This window comes from Bartonella sp. MR100HLJHH, from assembly GCF_042194215.1.
GTDB classification, from domain to species: Bacteria; Pseudomonadota; Alphaproteobacteria; order Rhizobiales; family Rhizobiaceae; genus Bartonella; species Bartonella grahamii.
In genome coordinates, this window is record NZ_JBHIMR010000008.1 from 45,000 (window position 1) to 59,078 (window position 14,079).

Annotated in this window: 12 protein-coding genes, 1 tRNA gene and 1 pseudogene; 9 read left to right on the forward strand and 5 right to left on the reverse strand. The window is 33.8% G+C overall.

Translation table 11 applies throughout. The features are described from left to right. Positions 1-167: 167 nt before the first annotated feature. On the reverse strand, positions 168-881 hold the full coding sequence (gene lexA, locus ACFIJ7_RS06100) for a transcriptional repressor LexA (protein WP_375636089.1): 714 nt from the start codon (positions 879-881) through the stop codon (positions 168-170). Positions 882-2,054: 1,173 nt separating this feature from the next. On the opposite strand from lexA, the gene ACFIJ7_RS06105 reads away from it, so the two are divergent. Continuing rightward, positions 2,055-2,130, forward strand: a tRNA-Lys gene (locus ACFIJ7_RS06105). 90 nt (positions 2,131-2,220) lie between these two features. On the opposite strand, the pseudogene ACFIJ7_RS06110 reads toward ACFIJ7_RS06105, so the two are convergent. Next, positions 2,221-2,406 (reverse strand): annotated as a pseudogene (locus ACFIJ7_RS06110) (integrase); the annotation flags it as partial. Between the two features lie 277 nt (positions 2,407-2,683). Here ACFIJ7_RS06110 and ACFIJ7_RS06115 point away from each other — a divergent pair. The 8 genes from ACFIJ7_RS06115 to ACFIJ7_RS06150 all read left to right on the forward strand — a co-directional run bounded on the left by ACFIJ7_RS06115 (position 2,684) and on the right by ACFIJ7_RS06150 (position 11,245). Beyond that, entirely contained in the window at positions 2,684-3,583 is a 900-nt protein-coding gene (locus tag ACFIJ7_RS06115; RefSeq protein WP_375644819.1) for a septal ring lytic transglycosylase RlpA family protein, read from the forward strand. A 1,088-nt stretch (positions 3,584-4,671) separates the two neighbouring features. Beyond that, positions 4,672-5,835 (forward strand): D-alanyl-D-alanine carboxypeptidase family protein, encoded by a 1,164-nt coding sequence (locus tag ACFIJ7_RS06120; RefSeq protein ID WP_375636091.1) that lies wholly within the window; start codon positions 4,672-4,674, stop codon positions 5,833-5,835. A gap of 28 nt (positions 5,836-5,863) precedes the next feature. Continuing rightward, positions 5,864-6,508 carry a dTMP kinase gene (tmk, locus tag ACFIJ7_RS06125; protein ID WP_375644820.1) on the forward strand — a complete coding sequence of 215 codons (645 nt, stop codon included), beginning with the start codon at positions 5,864-5,866 and terminating at the stop codon, positions 6,506-6,508. Next, on the forward strand, positions 6,505-7,548 hold the full coding sequence (locus tag ACFIJ7_RS06130; RefSeq protein WP_375644821.1) for a DNA polymerase III subunit delta': 1,044 nt from the start codon (positions 6,505-6,507) through the stop codon (positions 7,546-7,548). The genes tmk and ACFIJ7_RS06130 overlap by 4 nt, the downstream gene beginning before the upstream one ends. Before the next feature lie 84 nt (positions 7,549-7,632). Continuing rightward, complete coding sequence (gene metG, locus ACFIJ7_RS06135) at positions 7,633-9,192, forward strand: methionine--tRNA ligase (protein ID WP_015856397.1); 1,560 nt, start codon at positions 7,633-7,635, stop codon at positions 9,190-9,192. Beyond that, a complete protein-coding gene (locus tag ACFIJ7_RS06140) occupies positions 9,182-9,955 on the forward strand; it encodes a TatD family hydrolase (protein WP_375644822.1) in 774 nt (257 codons plus the stop codon). Before metG ends, ACFIJ7_RS06140 begins: the two co-directional genes overlap by 11 nt. A gap of 10 nt (positions 9,956-9,965) precedes the next feature. Beyond that, positions 9,966-10,775, forward strand: a complete 810-nt coding sequence (locus tag ACFIJ7_RS06145) for an MBL fold metallo-hydrolase (RefSeq protein WP_375644823.1) — start codon at positions 9,966-9,968, stop codon at positions 10,773-10,775. A gap of 110 nt (positions 10,776-10,885) precedes the next feature. Continuing rightward, positions 10,886-11,245, forward strand: a complete 360-nt coding sequence (locus ACFIJ7_RS06150; protein WP_375644824.1) for a hypothetical protein — start codon at positions 10,886-10,888, stop codon at positions 11,243-11,245. Positions 11,246-11,611: 366 nt separating this feature from the next. Here the strand turns inward: ACFIJ7_RS06150 and ACFIJ7_RS06155 are convergent, their stop codons facing one another. The 3 genes from ACFIJ7_RS06155 to pcsA are packed head-to-tail and all read right to left on the reverse strand — an operon-like array spanning position 11,612 to position 13,906. Beyond that, complete coding sequence (locus ACFIJ7_RS06155; protein ID WP_375644825.1) at positions 11,612-12,025, reverse strand: DUF6163 family protein; 414 nt, start codon at positions 12,023-12,025, stop codon at positions 11,612-11,614. Then, positions 12,022-13,068, reverse strand: a complete 1,047-nt coding sequence (locus tag ACFIJ7_RS06160) for an enoyl-CoA hydratase/isomerase family protein (RefSeq protein WP_375644826.1) — start codon at positions 13,066-13,068, stop codon at positions 12,022-12,024. The genes ACFIJ7_RS06155 and ACFIJ7_RS06160 overlap by 4 nt, the downstream gene beginning before the upstream one ends. A gap of 25 nt (positions 13,069-13,093) precedes the next feature. Beyond that, positions 13,094-13,906 (reverse strand): phosphatidylcholine synthase, encoded by an 813-nt coding sequence (gene pcsA / locus ACFIJ7_RS06165; RefSeq protein WP_375636099.1) that lies wholly within the window; start codon positions 13,904-13,906, stop codon positions 13,094-13,096. Between the last annotated feature and the right edge of the window lie 173 nt (positions 13,907-14,079).

Below are 14,079 nucleotides of genomic sequence, written 5' to 3' on the forward strand. Positions count from 1 at the left end.
ATGTAGGGAAGGAAAAATGAAACCCGCTCGATAAGGATCTGGACTGTTTATAGACCGAATTGGGGCATCCTTTGGCAGTGGAGAGGAAGTCAACTGCGTGTGGCACAATAAAAAAATACTCAACAACTCCTTATTGCGATATCTATCGCGTACTATAAGGTTTATTTTTAATATTTGCGAATAAGTCCGGTAAGTTTGCCTTGTATTTCTACACGTTCGGATTCGTATGTACGTGCTTCATAATGAGGATTTGCGGCTTCTAATGCAATAGAAGCTCCTTTGCGTCGATAACGTTTTAATGTGGCTTCTTTTTTATCAATAAACGCAACAATAATTTCACCTGTTATTGCTGTATTTTGACGTTTCACAATGATCGTATCTTTATTAAGGATACCAGCCTCCATCATAGAATCATCTTTAACTTCTAATGCGTAGTGCTCACCTGTATTAACCATATTGCGTGGGAGAGAAAGAGTGTTTATTTGTTGCAGTATAGCAGAGGCGGGCACGCTCGCAGAAATACGTCCCATAATAGGAATGGTGATATTTTTTTTTTCTTCTTCATCAAAGTTGTCAAGGTTACTCAAGTTTTTTGATATTTCCCTTTTATTTTTTTCTATCATACTGGGAGAAATTTTACGTGCTAAAGAAAGGTTAAATGTTATTTTCTCAGGGAGTCGAATCACCTCCACTGCACGAGCGCGATTGGGTAAACGACGTATAAACCCTCGTTGTTCTAAGGCTATAATGAGCTTATGAATACCAGACTTTGAAGAAAGTTCTAATGCATTTTTCATTTCTTCAAAAGAAGGAGGAACACCAGTTTCTTTTGTATGGTTATGAATAAACAAGAGTAGCTCATATTGTTTACATGTTAGCATTCAATATTCCAATCAAAATAATAAAAAAGGAGTAAAGTAAAAATACATGTATATATAACAATTTTACAATTTTTTTTCCGCCAAATCAAAATTATTTTCTTTATTTTTGATCCTATAAGTTAAGTTAATGAAGCAATATGTTTATTTATAGACATATTTAAATTATTATTTATATAAAACTTACTTTAAGAATTTTATGAAATTATTATTTATATATTATATATCTACATTAATATTAAACAATGTATAAAAATACTTTATAGCTCTGACTGGATTATCCAACACTAAATTTTATGACCAGTGTTATCCTTTTCTTCTAAAAATATATCTACGTATTTTGTAATTTCTTGATATAAAAAAGTTAATTAGAAGGCATTTTATATATTTAGAACACTCTATGGGTATTTAGATCATTTTGCACACTGCATATTATTTCTGCTTTTTTTAAGTAAAATTATCTACAGCTATAATAGTGAGCATAATTTATAGTCATTCGGGATACTTTCAATGAGACTGAATTTTATGTCTGTTTTATTCTATAGGATAAATTGGCTTTCGTTATATATTCATTATGCATGAATAAAAATCATACCCTCAAAATGCCATTGTTGCTCATTGTCCCATTTTCAGGTCTAACGTACCAACCGCTATATACTATTTTGCTGAACCCTAATGTTGAGATAATTTTTGGTTATTGAAAGGAGGTATAAAAGGTATTTTCATTTCTTTTTTATAGTTTTATTCTCTCACTCAAGTGATGAAATTATAAATTGTTATAAATCAATATGTTATATTGTAAATCTGTATTCATATTTGAAAATTGAAAACTAAAATATGAAGATATAAAAATAATATTATAGTAAAAGGTATTTTTTCTCTATCCATTATGCTCAACAACCCATGTGAGGGAAGGAGGGTAATTTCTTATAATTTTAGCGCTCCGAATCTATGCAATATTTTGCAATGAAATTGTTCCTTGATTGAAACTTCAAAAAGAAGATTAAAGAGTATCTATACAATGATGAAAAAAGGAGGGGAAAACGGAAAATTATTGATAACTGAAGAAAATAATAATATTTTTCTTCAAAAGGTGTTGACCAAATGAAAAGTCAACCGTATGTTCCCTTCACTTTCTGCAAATTAGATAGTCTACAAACTAGATAGCTTGTGTGAGAGCGCGTAGCTCAGCTGGTAGAGCAACTGACTTTTAATCAGTAGGTCCAGGGTTCGAATCCCTGCGCGCTCACCAAATTTAAATAATATCAATAGACTATACAAAAATTTAAGAATCTTTCTCGTTTTGATTCTTTTTGAAGTTTTTTATTGATTCTATAATCAGTCATTTTCTATCAGATGTTTTGGAATAGAGCGATGCTATGCTGTCTCCTGTCCAAAATAAAGAGCTTTAAGCTTACGATACGGTTGTACCTGCGTTGGCAGAAAATGTGGTTGCTCCTTTTCTCAATCCATAGATTGATTTTTTAATACCTACTGCATTACATGATTCGCAAAACAAGTTGCTAAAATCACCACTTATTCACAGTTTATATTATGAAATAACTTTTCTATAAGATGTTGATTTGTTTAATTTTCATTCTTTTAAACATCTACTATAGTACATTTATTTCTTACAAAAATCATAAAAAGGTTAACAATGTGTTAATTTCTTGATAAAAGGAGCCAATTCAAGGGTGGTATATGCGCGAGGGAAATCATTTAAAAACGTAAATTCTTCCGTCGCATATAAAAAGCGTGACGTGGTTTTTACAGTAGTACTTAACAGAAATAAGTGGACTGAATAGATGCCTTCAAATAGAAAAAAGAAATTTACTTTTATTATTAAACCATCACTTCAATTGTTTTCTATGATCGTCATTTCTCAGTCACTGGTATCTTGTTGCGCAAGCCAAACTATGAATTTTTCAATAAAAGATTCCTATCATAATAAACCAATTGACGTAAACACTTCTGTACTACCTCAACAAGTATCCAATAAGAAGAATCAATCGGAAGAAAAAAAGCGTGGACGAGCTGTTGTTGGTAAACCTTATCAAATAAAAGGAAAGTGGTATTATCCTCAAAATGATCCAACTTATAAACGTGTTGGCGAAGCATCATGGTATGGTTCAGATTTTCATGGGCGTTTAACTGCCAACGGTGAAATTTATGACATGAATCTTTTGACTGCTGCTCATCCTACAATGCCTTTACCTAGCTATGCTCGTGTTACTAATTTGAAAAATGGATCTTCAATCATTGTTAGAGTGAATGATCGCGGACCTTTTATGAAAGACAGAATCATTGATTTATCAAGGCAAGCTGCGGCAATACTGGGGTATGTAGATAGGGGGGTTGCAGATGTTAAGGTAGAATATATTGCTGAAGCACCCGTTGGCTATTATGATGGTGCATATTTAATGGCCTCTTATACTCCTGGAAATGCTGCCTCGTATTCATTAGCGTCAGAAAATGTTTCGAAAAAAAGAGAAACTGTTTTGTTAAAAGACAAGCGCAATACAGGAAACAAAGAAGGATTAGCTAAAGCAGCTGCTGTTGAACAGGAACAACGTAATAAAACTGTTGCAGTTAAATTGCCAGAAATTGGTCCTATCATGGTTGATAAGCCGATGCCATTCGATCAAGTTGCTTCTATAAATAAGCTAAACAAAAAAACAAAGGTCAATTGGCTACAACTGTTTTAAGAAAATATGCGTTGATTTTTTATCTATATAATTCTCTAGTAAAAAAGATAAGAACTTACGGATTTAGTGGAAGGTTTTCATCTTAAAGCGCGTTGTCCTTTTAAAAAAGCGTGGTTGGGTGCTATTATAAATTCAATACGTTCTTTCCGCTCCATTACTGGTCTATTCGTCGTTTTATGATATTTCTTGCTTTAATAAAGCGCGTACTTTTCTTGCTGTAATAGCTTTTGCTAGACGAGGGGAGATTATTGTATCAGTCTGTTTGTGTAATCTCCAAAGCAACTATACAATCAATTTGATAGGAATAAAAAGCTTGAAAAATATTTTCTTTTGATTCGGTTTTGCAGCTTTCCAAAAAGCATCCACGGTAATATCTTATGAAGAGATTATGCATTACTTCATGCTTTTGTTTATCATGTTCTTTAATGGAGTAAGTCCCCTCACGAGAAACAGAGCGTCTCAAACAAAATACACATACATTGCCAATTCACGTACTTATTTAAAAGGGAAATATTTCAACACGTTACAAGCCTATTTTACGATAGCGCCTATGAATGGTATGATTGGTAACGCCTTTAGACATCACTATCTTTACACTTATGAAGATATAAACCGACACCATCGTACACTTTGTAAACCTCCAATGTTTTGTGCGATAATTTTTAACACTTGAGAGGTTGATAAGAGGTATTTTTATTCTCTTTTTTAATAATTTTTATCCATATACGAACTTTACTTATGACGCGTAAGTAAGCGAATTTTATTAAATTCAATATGAAAAGAAATATAACGAAGAAATCTTACAGCATTTTTAATAATATATAAGTTAAAATATTATAATTTTTATAATAAACAATGTACTATAAATATAAAACAAAAAACTTAAAAATATTTTTGTCTTTGTATACTTTAAAATATTAAACTAAACCTATGTAGAAGATAAAAAGTTCATCATATTACTTTTGATAAAGTTGAATAAAAATAAAGTCTTTTCTTGAGTTGTCAATAATTCCTCAATTTGCGGAAATAAAAAAGTTTTTTCCTATATAAGATTCTTTATGTTGATCTTTGGGATGGGAGGAGAAGCTATGTATACAACATTAAGGATCTTATTGACTTTATGGGGGATATTGGCATTTGACACGTGGGGGAGAGCAGAAGGTTTTCAAATTTCTGCATCACAATTGTTGTTACTCGATGATGATACAGGGACAATACTTTATGAAAAACAAAGTGATATTCCTTTTTTTCCTGCTTCATTAGCAAAATTGATGACAGTGGAAGTCGTATTTCATCACTTAAAGGAGGGAATGTTAAAGAGTACGCAGAAATTCAAGGTCAGTGAAAATGCTTGGCGTAAAGGTGGAGCACCTTCCGGTACAACCACTATGTTTGCAAAGATAAAGACAGAAATCAGTGTTTCTGATCTTTTACGTGGTTTAATTATTATGAATGGAAATGATGCTGCTATTATTCTTGCTGAAGGAATATCTGGACATGAGGCTCATTTTGCAAAACTGATGAATCAGCGCGCGAAAATAGTCGGATTATCTCAGAGTCATTTTGTTAACGCAACAGGGCTACCCGAAGATGGACAATTTGTAACCGTGCGTGATATGATTATATTAGCACGTCATATTGTTCAGGAATATCCGGATTATTATGCACTTTATCGTGAGCCTCATTTTACGTGGAATAATATTTTTCAACGTAATAAAAACCCTCTTATTTCTAAGGAAATTGGTGTAGAAGGATTTGGTTTTGGCTACAGTGAAAAAGAAGGTTTTTCAATGGTTGCCACCATTTCTAAAAATCATCGACGTCTTTTTTTAGCAATCAATGGTTTGCAAGATGGTAAAAAATATACAAAAGAAATAGAACGCATTCTTCAATGGGGAATGACAGCATTTGATCTCAAAACGATTTTCATAAAAGAAGAAACGGTTGGTCGTGCTTCTGTTTATGGTGGTACGCAAAATTTTGTTCCACTCATTGTTAAAAAACCAATAAGTTTTATGCTTTCGAATGAAAAAAAAGTAAATGTTAAAGCAAAAATTAAATATCATGGTCCATTGAAAGCTCCTATCGTTTCTGGACAATCAGTTGGCGTTATTCAAATTTTAGAAGATAAAAAGGTTCTTCTGGAAAAACCAGTTTTTGCCGGAATGAATGTTCAGGAAGGAAGTTTCTTTGCAAAAGTAAAAAATGCATTCTATGAAATAACAATTGGATGGTTACGGAAATATTTGTAGTTACGTGCTAATAAGGTTAAGGTCATACGTGTCAGGTTATTTTATTACATTCGAAGGAGGGGACGGGGTAGGAAAAACGGTGCAGATTTCTTTACTTGCTGAGTCTCTCTCACACCAAGGTTATGATGTTGTCACAACACGAGAACCAGGGGGAACGCTAGGAGCAGAAGCAATCCGGCATATTTTATTGTCAGGGCAGGCGCAACATTATGGACCGTTGATTGAAGCTGTTTTGTTTACAGCCGCACGTGTCGACCATGTTACCGAGGTTATCGCGCCTTCTTTGCAAAAAGGTAAAATCGTTTTATGTGACCGCTTTATTGATTCTACACGCGTTTATCAAGGACTCAATGATACAGTCAGTTCTTCTCTTCTTGCTGTTTTAGAGTGTATTGCACTCAATGGTATCTTGCCCCATTTAACATTTTTATTAGATATGCCAGCAATGTGTGGTATGAAACGTGCAAATTTACGAAGAAAAGAAACAGAAGAAATTGATTATTTTGAAAAAGATCAGTTGGAAATTCAAGAACAAAGGCGTCAAGCTTTTCTTCAATTGGCCAAACAGGAACCCCATAGATTTCGAGTCATTGATGCTACTGGCTCAGTGGAAGCGGTTGCACATCAAATAAAAAATATTTGTCATCAGGTATTGTTGGATAAGCTTTCATGAGTAATGTAAATATCTTACGCCAATATGATGATATTGATACAATTTTATCACCATCCCAGAATGATGTTGTCTTTGGTCATGAGGATGTTCGTCATTTTTTGACACAAATGCTTAAAGAAGAGCGTTTGCATCATGCATTGTTATTTGAAGGAGAATATGGGATTGGAAAAGCTACTTTAGCCTTTCATCTTGCTTGGAACATTTTAAGTTCTCAACAGGAGGCTTTCTTGAAACCCGATCCTTATTCTACTCCATGGCGCCAAATTACACAAGGAAGTCACCCTGGTCTTTTGTATATTTCACGTCGATTTGATGTAAAAACGCAAAAGTTTAAAACAGGAATACTCGTTGATGATGTCCGTGATATTATGCATTTTTTAAGCCGAACATCGCAAGATAATGGATGGCGTATTGTTATTATTGATTCTGCAGATGATATGAATAGAAATGCAGCAAATGCAATTCTCAAAATACTTGAAGAACCACCTTCAAAAACGTTATTTGTTATTATCGCGCATTCTTCAGGAAAATTGCTTCCAACAATCCACTCACGGTGTCAAAAAATTTCTTTTCGTCCGTTGAATAACGATGAAATGAAAAAAGTTATTATACATATTTTTGCCAATCAGAACTTACCTGATGAGAAAACAATTGAAATAATTATTAAAAAATCTAAAGGAAGTCCTCGAAAAGCTGCTTTACTTATCTGCCATGACGGTCTTGAAATTATTAAAACAATTGATGCTCTCTTAGAGAAACCTGTTTGTAACGCAACGATTGTACATACTCTTGCACAAACATTTTCATCTGTTTCTTCTACATTCCAATTTCAACAATTTTGTGATGAAATTCTTAATAAAATTCAAAAAAAAGCTATCATGCTCGTTGAAAAGGGTGACTTATTTCTCTCAAAAAAATATGCGGAAAAATGGCAAGAGATTCATCAAGAAATAGAGGAAATACAACTGTTTAATCTCGATAAAAAGCAGTTTGTTATTAACTTACTTTTTAAAGTTCATAAGATCATTCATGAGGATTAGTTTTTCCGTGACAATACGATGAACAGACGTTATGTCATTATATCTTTATATCTTTTATTTATAGCGTTTTACAACGAGTATGACATGCGTGACACATATTACATAACAACTCCCATTTTTTATCCTAATGGTGCCCCACATATTGGACATGCCTATAGTGCAATTGCAAGCGATGTCTTAGCCCGCTTTCAACGATTAAACGGAAAAAATGTATTTTTTCTTTCTGGTACAGATGAGCATGGTCTAAAGATGCAACAAACCGCAGCAGCATTAGGTATGACACCTCAGCAACTTGCAGATCGTAATAGTGCTGTGTTTCAAAAAATGCTTGCAGTATTAAATTGTTCTAACGATGATTTTATTCGTACGACAGAAGAACGCCATTACCAAGCTTGTCAAGAAATTTGGAAAAAGATGGAAGCAAATGGCGATATTTATCTCGGTCGTTATACGGGGTGGTATTCGGTTCGCCAAGAAGCCTATTATGAAGAAAAAGATACGGAAATTGGACCAGACAACATCCGCCGTGAGAAAGAATTAGGCTCTCCAGTTGAATGGAATGAAGAAGAAAGTTATTTTTTTAGACTTTCTCATTATGAAAAGGCTCTTCTTGAATATTATGAAAAACATCCTGATTTTATTGCTCCACTTGAGCGGCGTAATGAAATTATAAGTTTTATAAAATCAGGTTTAAAAGATATCTCTATTTCACGCGCAAGTTTTAACTGGGGCATTGCTGTTCCTGAGAATCCAAAGCATGTGATGTATGTCTGGGTTGATGCGCTTACAAATTATCTATCAGCAATTGGTTTTTTCAATGAAAATTCAAAAAAACGTGATTTTTGGCCTGCAAATACGCATATTATTGGTAAGGATATTATTCGTTTTCATGCAGTTTATTGGCCGGCATTTTTAATGTCTGCTGGAATTGAATTGCCTAAAAATATTTTTGCACATGGTTTTTTACTTAATCGTGGTGCAAAAATGTCAAAATCTATTGGAAATGTCGTTGATCCTTTTGAAATGGTTGATCATTATGGTCTTGATCAGGTCCGTTATTTCCTTCTCCGTGAAGTACCATTCGGACAAGATGGTAGTTATAGCCATGAAAGCCTTGTGAACCGTATTAATGCTGATCTTGCTAATGATCTTGGTAATTTAGCACAGCGCTGTTTGTCTATGATTGCCAAAAATTGTAATGCACAAGTCCCGAGACCAACTTCATTTTTAGCTCAAGATAAACAGCTTTTAGAACAATCTCTTCAAGTACTTGAAACTGTACATCAAGCTATGTCTTCTTATAGTATGCATTTAGCACTTTCAGCTATTTTTTCAATTGTAGCAGATGCCAATCGCTATTTTGCCAACGAACAACCTTGGAGTTTACGTAAAAATGACCAAGAGCGATTTTCTACAGTTCTTTATATCACTGTAGAAATCTTGCGGAGAATAGGAATTATGCTTTTACCTTTCATACCCCAATCAGCAGCGAAACTTCTTGATAGCCTTGCGGTTGCTGAAGATGATCGGTTATTGTATCATATAAGTCACTCAAAAATTCAAGAAGGGCTTGATCTTCCACCACCAGAACCGATTTTTCCTCGTTATATCTTGAAGAAAGAAGATACTTATCATGTTGATTGATACACATTGTCATCTTGATTTTGAAGATTTTTCACAAGATTTGGATAATGTTATCCAACGGGCTTTAGATGCTGACGTTAAACGTATGATAACAATTTCAACCCATGTTCATAAGTTAGATAAGCTGTTAGCCATTGCGCAAAGCTATGATCAAGTCTTTTGTTCTGTTGGAACACACCCCAATCATGCGCATGAAGAACAAAATATTACAGCGGAAGAGCTTATACAGCTCTCGAATCACCCTAAAATTGTTGCGTTTGGGGAAGGGGGGCTTGATTATCATTATGATTATTCTACACCAGAAGAGCAAAAGAAAGTTTTTCAAGAACATATCATTGCTTCTCGAGAAACACAGATTCCTCTTGTTATACATTCACGCAATGCCGATATCGATATGGAGACAATATTACGTGAACAGATAAAAGAAGGAGTTTTCCCCTTTATCCTTCATTGTTATTCGTCTGGAATACAACTTGCTCGTGCTGGAATCGAACTTGGTGGTTATATTTCTTTTTCAGGTATTCTTACTTTTAAAAATGCACTTGAAATCCGTGAAATAGCAAAAATTGTGCCCCATGAGCATTTGTTAGTGGAAACAGATGCTCCATTCTTAGCACCTAGTCCCCATCGGGGAAAAACAAATGAACCATCTTTTGTATGCTATACAGCAGCTGTTTTGGCTGAAACAATTGGCTTAAGCATTGAAGAAACAGCTCAAATAACAACGCGTAACGCTTTTCGTTTATTTAGTAAAATGAAATAAGGCAAAAGATATGTGTGATCAATACCGATTTACAATATTAGGTTGTGGTCCTTCTCCAGGAGTGCCACGACCCAATGGTGATTGGGGAACATGTGATCCGAATAACCCTAAAAATAAACGCTACAGAAGTTCTTTATTAGTTGAACGTATTAAACCTTCAGGAGACAAAACAACAATCGTTATTGATACAGGTCCAGATTTTCGCTCACAAATGATTGATGCGCGTGTAAGCCATCTTGATGCTGCTCTTTACACACATTCTCATGCAGACCATATCCACGGTATTGATGATTTACGCAGCTATGCACTTGCACAAAAATGTTTAATAGATATCTATGCCGACAGATTTACACTAGAGCATCTCAAAAGTGCTTTCGGATATTGTTTTCAAACACCAAAAGCTTCATCTTATTCTCCCATTTTAAAAGAGCATCTTATCAATGAAGATAGCCAATTTATTATTCATGGGCAGGGCGGAGCAATAAGCGTCAATACATATTTACAACACCACGGAAACATTCATTCCTTAGGTTTTCGGATTGGGAATGTTGCCTATTGTACGGATGTTAGTGAATTTCCTGAAAAAACTTTATCCAAATTAATGGATTTGGATGTTCTCATCATTGAAGCTCTTCAATTTAAATCCCATCCGAGTCATTTTTCTGTTGATCAAGCATTACAATGGATAGAATATTTAAAGCCAAAACAAGCAATACTTACACATATGGATAGATCGCTGGATTACAACAAGGTTATAAATTATGTTCCATCCCATGTAAAACCTGCATATCAAGGTCTTACTTTTGAAACAGATACGTAAGCTTATTATGTGCAATATTTTAAGTTAAATAAAATACTTTTAGATTTATCCTTTATTTTATTTCAATTTTGACATATTTAGTGCTTTTTTATGTCAAAAATGAGGCTTTTATGTATAAGAATTTTAAGCGGGGTGTATGTATTGTGGTTTTAGCGGTTTCCTTGACAGCATGTGGAGGGCGTTTAGAAAAAAACATTTCAACGACAACATTACATGACGGATCAATGAGTTGTGCCGATATTCAACGGGAGTTTTTTGCTAATAAACGTCAGATTAATGATACAATTGCAGAGCGTTCTAAAGCAAGAAATAAAAACGTGGCCTTAGCAGCAGCAGGTGTTGTATTTGTACCTGCTTTGTTTTTTATGGATGTAAAATCAAGTGAAAGTAATGAAATTTCAGCTTTAAATAATCGTAATGCTGTTTTGAGTGATCTTGCACGTATGAAACGTTGTAAAATAGTACAGTAATTTTTATTATTTATACGACGTAATTTCATCACAACTATTTTGGTCTTTGAGGAATATTCTCAAAGACCGAATATTTTAATGTGCGGTTCAATTATTATCGCCATTACCATAATTTTTTTTAAAAAGTGAGTTGTACGATTATAAATATGATTTATGTTTTAAAGTAGGGTTTGCTTTATTTTTCTGTATCGTATTATCGCATAATCTATATTATGGAACTTTATGGAAGGAGTATATCTAGCACTAGCATTAGCACTTTGAGGAACGTATGTTTGAAAACTGTGGTGAGCTACTTTTAAAAACTTGATGACCTTTGAAGTTGTATGATTGAAAATCGAGCCTGTTATTCTGGCTCGAAAATTTCAATCACGATGTTTTTTTATTTTTTACTCTTTTAAAAAAAATCATCACAATTTGTAGTATTATGAAAGCTAAAAACAATATTCCATGAAATAACGGTACAAATGGCTGATAAATAAAATCAGAATAATATATTGTTATTGCTTCAATCAATGCTGCAATGCACCACACAATGATACCCCATAATGAATACATCCAAAGTCCAACTAAGGCAATAGGATAGAGAATAGCCAATATAGCTGATGCAACTTGCCACTGCCAAGGCATAAGATCAAAACGCCATAGAATACCTGGAAAAACACCAACAAGGCGTATCCAATAACAAATACCTAGGACTAAGCAAATGAGTGCCAAAAACCGTAAATAACAGTTATAGATTAAATTGATTTTTGAAATCCGTTTGTGTGAATTATTTTTCACAATAATAACTCTTGCTCAACAGGTTGGAAGTAAGAATCTACCATTTCATCTGTCACATTTGAAAGTTTATCTGGCTGCCATTGAGGTCTTTTATCCTTATCGATTAACATAGCACGTATACCTTCATGAAAATCATGTGAATTAATCATATGATGTGCAATACGGTTTTCAATTTTCATACAATCTTCCAACGTTTGAGATGAATTTTGTTTCATTTGTTTCCAGATAACTTTTAAACTTATCGGAGAACGTGACTGCAAAATATCATAACATTCTTTAGCAAATAAAATACCTTCATTACTTTTTTTATGTAGCAACTCAAGACATTCTTCTAAGGTATGTGCACTAAAACAAGTGTTAATAATACAACGTGTTTCATGACTCGTTTCATAGTCTTTTGTAATTGCTCGCTCGTTTAAAGCTAAAGTAGGATCTCCTTGCTCAATAATAGCTTTTCTAATCATATCGAATTCAATTTCAGCAACGGCGTGTGTTGCTAATCCTAAATTTAAGCAATCTCCCCACTTTATGCGTGCGCCCGTTAATGCAAGATAGATGCCAAAATGATTGGGAAGAGATGGTAAGAAAAAACTTGCACCTACATCTGGAAAAAATCCAATTGCACCTTCTGGCATAGCAAAAACTGTATTTTTTGTAACAATTCGATGCGAACCATAGAGAGAAATACCTACCCCTCCTCCCATCCAAATACCGTTTAAGAAAGAAATGTAGGGCTTTGAAAAATGTTTAATATAAGCATTTAAACTATATTCATCACTAAAGTATTGACAAGCAGAGGCACTTTTCCCCATATGGTAGATTTCTACAACATCTCCACCAGCACAAAAAGCACGCCCCTCCCCTTCAATTAAAACACAAGAAACATTATCATCTATTTCCCATGTCCTGAGAGCTTTTTTTAAAGCTGAAACCATTCGTTGATTCAGAGCGTTTAATGCTGAAGGGCGTGTGAGCTTTATAATACCAGCACGCCCTTCTTTCGTAAAAGAAATATCATCATCTGCTCCAAAATCAATTTGCATCTTACACCCTTCTTAAAACAACTATTTATTGTTTTTTTATATTTTTTGCCCCAAGTTGAGGAAATATTTGCATGATTGCGCCAATACAATATATATAAAATCCTGTTACTGAAATTCCTATTTTAACCCAAGAGGGAGCCTCTAGTTGATAAAAGAATGCAGAAACACCAAAAAAACACCATAAGAGAAAAATTGGAAAATTAACTCTGCGTAAACGAAGGACTCTTACTGGATGGATAAAATAAATTGGCAAAAAAGATATAATCGCCGATAAAACAATAATGATAAAAGTAATCCACTCTCCCGGTCTTACGACAAAAAGCGTAAAAATCATCATATTCCAAACAACAGGAAATCCTTTAAAAAAGTTTTCTTTGGTTTTCATGCTAGTATCTGCATAATAAATAGCAGATGAAATAACAATAATTGCACTCAATGAAAACGATAACCCTACCCCCATAAAACCACTTTGATAGAGTGCAAAAGCAGGAATTAAGACATAAGTCACGTAATCAATAATATTATCTAACAGCTCTCCAGACCATGTTGGAAGAACGTATTTAACATCAAGTTTGCGTGCAATTGGTCCATCTATACCATCGACGAGAAGTGCAAGCCCAAGCCAACAGAACATAGCTGTCCATTCTTTTTGAGAGGCTGATATAAGAGAAAGAAACGCTAAAAATGATCCCGAAGCTGTTAGTAAATGAACAGAAAAAGCCTTTGCTTGTGGCATTGTTACTTTTTTATGGCGTAATAATTTAGCATTTGTTTTGATTTTCTTTGTTAGTTTACGTTTCAAGGTTTTCTTATCCTCGTTTTTAAAGTCTTCAACCATCTATCAATACGCCATTTTTTGCCGATGATATAACCCAGCATTTAAAAAAATCATAAAAAGGTTACTTTTTTATATCGCATTATTTATTACATACTATAATAGAAGAGCTTCATATAATAAAAAGAGAGTGATCATTTGGAAATGTTAAAATATTTTCTCAATGGATAAAGGTT

Excerpts from the sequence above, each read along its gene's own strand:
- lexA (WP_375636089.1), bottom strand. The coding sequence starts at position 881 with ATGCTAACATGTAAACAATATGAGCTACTCTTGTTTATTCATAACCAT.
- ACFIJ7_RS06115 (WP_375644819.1), top strand. The coding sequence starts at position 2,684 with ATGCCTTCAAATAGAAAAAAGAAATTTACTTTTATTATTAAACCATCA.
- ACFIJ7_RS06120 (WP_375636091.1), top strand. The coding sequence starts at position 4,672 with ATGTATACAACATTAAGGATCTTATTGACTTTATGGGGGATATTGGCA.
- ACFIJ7_RS06130 (WP_375644821.1), top strand. The coding sequence starts at position 6,505 with ATGAGTAATGTAAATATCTTACGCCAATATGATGATATTGATACAATT.
- metG (WP_015856397.1), top strand. The coding sequence starts at position 7,633 with ATGCGTGACACATATTACATAACAACTCCCATTTTTTATCCTAATGGT.
- ACFIJ7_RS06140 (WP_375644822.1), top strand. The coding sequence starts at position 9,182 with ATGTTGATTGATACACATTGTCATCTTGATTTTGAAGATTTTTCACAA.
- ACFIJ7_RS06145 (WP_375644823.1), top strand. The coding sequence starts at position 9,966 with ATGTGTGATCAATACCGATTTACAATATTAGGTTGTGGTCCTTCTCCA.
- ACFIJ7_RS06150 (WP_375644824.1), top strand. The coding sequence starts at position 10,886 with ATGTATAAGAATTTTAAGCGGGGTGTATGTATTGTGGTTTTAGCGGTT.
- ACFIJ7_RS06160 (WP_375644826.1), bottom strand. The coding sequence starts at position 13,068 with ATGCAAATTGATTTTGGAGCAGATGATGATATTTCTTTTACGAAAGAA.
- pcsA (WP_375636099.1), bottom strand. The coding sequence starts at position 13,906 with ATGGTTGAAGACTTTAAAAACGAGGATAAGAAAACCTTGAAACGTAAA.